General features: G+C 63.6%; 1 protein-coding gene. It reads right to left on the reverse strand.

Features of this window, described 5'->3' with window-relative positions:
• Positions 1 to 9: 9 nt before the first annotated feature.
• Positions 10 to 969: an IS5 family transposase gene (locus RAD15_RS43340; RefSeq protein WP_458184786.1), complete on the reverse strand. Its 960-nt coding sequence runs from the start codon at positions 967 to 969 to the stop codon at positions 10 to 12.
• Positions 970 to 1,029 lie beyond the last annotated feature (60 nt).

Below are 1,029 nucleotides of genomic sequence, written 5' to 3' on the forward strand. Positions count from 1 at the left end.
CCGGGCGTCTCACGCGGCGATTGCGGCCCACCGCCTCATATTGAACGCGATGGAGGCAAGCAGGACTTGCCCGCTTGCCTTGGCGAGGCCGACGTAGCGGATGCAGGTGAGCCGCATCCGGCGTTTGAGGGTGGCAAAGGTGGTCTCCACCGTTGCACGTCGTCGTGCAATGAGACGGTTGTAGCGTTTGAGCCTCGGCGGCAGTTCCGGGTGATGCCGGTTCGGGCGACGGGCGATGCGGGGCTTCTTGCCTTCCGCTTTCAGCCGAGCCCGCCGGGCGTGGGTGTCGTAAGCCGCATCGGCCCACACCACGGCTTCATCCCCGCGGATCAGTTCGTCGGCCGGCGTTGTATCGTTGATGTTGGCGGGCGTGGTCAGGACTGCGCGGATCAGGCCAGATCCCTCGTCAACACCCATGTGAGCCTTGTAGCCGAACGTCGAGCCACCCTTGCCCTGTCGCTTGGTAAACCGGGCATCGGGGTCGTTCGACGGACGGTCCTCCTTCGGAGGAACTGAGACGGCCTGGATCAAGGTCGCATCGAGCATCGTGCCCCGCTTGAGGATCACGCCAGCATTCTCAAGCTGACGATCCAGTTCGCCAAACAGCTTCTCCAGCAGGCCTTGTTCGACGAGCTGGTTCCGGAAGCGGTTCAGAACCGTGTGGTCAGGCGTCGCATCCTCAAGGCTCAAACCGACGAAGCGCTTGAACGACAATCGATCGCCCAGCGCCTCCTCCAGCTCGCGTTCCGAAAGACCATAGAGCGACTGCAGCAGCACCGCACGAAACAGCACCAGCACCGGATAGCCCGGACGACCGGGGCTCCCTTCATCCCGCAAGTGGCCGATCAGCTTCTCGAACCGGTACCACTTGACCAAGCCCGCCAGCCGATCCAGCGCCGCATTGGCGCCGGCGCCCTTCGGCATCAGCGCTTCCACAAAGCTCGGCTGTCCTGTCCGCTTCACCGCCATCGTCATTCCCCCAAGGCTTTGCCCTAGGGAATCACAACTGGCGGATTACGCAACAGGCCC

The sequence above is a fragment of the Bradyrhizobium sp. 14AA genome, assembly GCF_054185205.1.